Source organism: Arthrobacter sp. B2060, from assembly GCF_059090445.1.
Map to the genome: position 1 here is coordinate 1 of NZ_JBNHFR010000023.1, position 2,863 is coordinate 2,863.

At 54.7% G+C, this 2,863-nt stretch carries 1 rRNA gene; it reads left to right on the top strand.

Going from position 1 to position 2,863, the window contains the following annotated elements:
* A 23S ribosomal RNA gene (locus tag AC5RUM_RS21405) occupies positions 1 to 2,684 on the top strand; the annotation flags it as partial.
* Positions 2,685 to 2,863 lie beyond the last annotated feature (179 nt).

Sequence of the window (2,863 nt, forward strand, 5' to 3'; positions counted from 1 at the left end):
GTATCCCAAGTAGCACGGGGCCCGAGAAATCCCGTGTGAATCTGTCAGGACCACCTGATAAGCCTAAATACTCCCTAATGACCGATAGCGGACCAGTACCGTGAGGGAAAGGTGAAAAGTACCCCGGGAGGGGAGTGAAACAGTACCTGAAACCGTGTGCTTACAATCCGTCGGAGCCAGTCTGATTCTGGTGACGGCGTGCCTTTTGAAGAATGAGCCTGCGAGTTAGTGTTACGTCGCGAGGTTAACCCGTGTGGGGAAGCCGTAGCGAAAGCGAGTCTGAACAGGGCGTTGCAGTGGCGTGATCTAGACCCGAAGCGAAGTGATCTACCCATGGCCAGGTTGAAGCGACGGTAAGACGTCGTGGAGGACCGAACCCACTTCAGTTGAAAATGGAGGGGATGAGCTGTGGGTAGGGGTGAAAGGCCAATCAAACTTCGTGATAGCTGGTTCTCCCCGAAATGCATTTAGGTGCAGCGTTGCGTGTTTCTTGCTGGAGGTAGAGCTACTGGATGGCTAATGGGCCCTACAAGGTTACTGACGTCAGCCAAACTCCGAATGCCGGTAAGTGAGAGCGCAGCAGTGAGACTGTGGGGGATAAGCTTCATAGTCGAGAGGGAAACAGCCCAGACCACCAACTAAGGCCCCTAAGCGTGTGCTAAGTGGGAAAGGATGTGGAGTTGCGAAGACAACCAGGAGGTTGGCTTAGAAGCAGCCATCCTTAAAAGAGTGCGTAATAGCTCACTGGTCAAGTGATTCCGCGCCGACAATGTAGCGGGGCTCAAGTACACCGCCGAAGTTGTGGCATTCACATATGTTCTAAGCCTTTGTGGTTCAGGAGTGTGGATGGGTAGGGGAGCGTCGTGTGGGCGGTGAAGTCGCGGTGTAAACCAGCGGTGGAGCCTACACGAGTGAGAATGCAGGCATGAGTAGCGAAAGACGGGTGAGAAACCCGTCCGCCGGATGATCAAGGGTTCCAGGGTCAAGCTAATCTGCCCTGGGTAAGTCGGGACCTAAGGCGAGGCCGACAGGCGTAGTCGATGGACAACGGGTTGATATTCCCGTACCGGCGAAAAACCGCCCATGCTGAACAGGGGATACTAACCGCCCGAAGCCTGCCCTATCACCCTTGTGGTGTGCGGGTTTTGGTGGAGCGCGGGACCTGATCCTGGGAGGCAAGCGTATTAACAGGTGTGACGCAGGAAGGTAGCCGAGCCGGGCGATGGTTGTCCCGGTCTAAGGATGTAGGGTCAGGGATTGGTAAATCCGTTCCTGTGTGTTCGATCACGCTCCTGAGATCTGATGGGACCCCCGTATGGGGGGATTCGGTGATCCTATGCTGCCTAGAAAAGCATCGGCGCGAGGTTTTAGCCGCCCGTACCCCAAACCGACACAGGTGATCAGGTAGAGAATACTAAGGCGATCGAGAGAATTATGGTTAAGGAACTCGGCAAAATGCCCCCGTAACTTCGGGAGAAGGGGGGCCCCAACCTTGACCACCACTTGCTGGTGGGAGGGGATCGGGGCCGCAGAGACCAGGGGGAAGCGACTGTTTACTAAAAACACAGGTCCGTGCGAAGTCGCAAGACGATGTATACGGACTGACTCCTGCCCGGTGCTGGAAGGTTAAGAGGACCGGTTAGCCGCAAGGCGAAGCTGAGAATTTAAGCCCCAGTAAACGGCGGTGGTAACTATAACCATCCTAAGGTAGCGAAATTCCTTGTCGGGTAAGTTCCGACCTGCACGAATGGAGTAACGACTTCCCCGCTGTCTCAACCATAAACTCGGCGAAATTGCAGTACGAGTAAAGATGCTCGTTACGCGCAGCAGGACGGAAAGACCCCGAGACCTTTACTATAGTTTGGTATTGGTGTTCGGAGTGGCTTGTGTAGGATAGGTGGGAGACGTTGAAGCCCGGACGCCAGTTCGGGTGGAGTCATCGTTGAAATACCACTCTGGTCACTTTGGACATCTAACTTCGGCCCGTAATCCGGGTCAGGGACAGTGCCTGATGGGTAGTTTAACTGGGGCGGTTGCCTCCTAAAAAGTAACGGAGGCGCCCAAAGGTTCCCTCAGCCTGGTTGGCAATCAGGTGTCGAGTGTAAGTGCACAAGGGAGCTTGACTGTGAGAGAGACATCTCGAGCAGGGACGAAAGTCGGGACTAGTGATCCGGCGGTACATTGTGGAATGGCCGTCGCTCAACGGATAAAAGGTACCTCGGGGATAACAGGCTGATCTTGCCCAAGAGTCCATATCGACGGCATGGTTTGGCACCTCGATGTCGGCTCGTCGCATCCTGGGGCTGGAGTAGGTCCCAAGGGTTGGGCTGTTCGCCCATTAAAGCGGTACGCGAGCTGGGTTTAGAACGTCGTGAGACAGTTCGGTCCCTATCCGCTGCGCGCGCAGGAAATTTGAGAAGGGCTGTCCTTAGTACGAGAGGACCGGGACGGACGAACCTCTGGTGTGTCAGTTGTACTGCCAAGTGCACCGCTGATTAGCTACGTTCGGATGGGATAACCGCTGAAAGCATCTAAGCGGGAAGCTCGCTTCGAGATGAGATTTCCATACACCTTGTGTGTGAGAGGCCCCCAGCCAGACCACTGGGTTGATAGGCCGGATGTGGAAGCGAGGACTAACGACTCGTGAAGCTGACCGGTACTAATAGGCCGATAACTTACACCACACACCACCCCCGCAAACCAATCCTTCAAAAGAGGTTTGCACCAAGGGGGGCGGTAAAAAGATAAACAAGACTGCCCGCGTCCACTATGTGGTTCCCAACCAACAAACCCGTTGCTTGAGAACCGATAACTAAATACAACACCACAGTTGTAACACCACAGATTTCCCACACCACCCCCA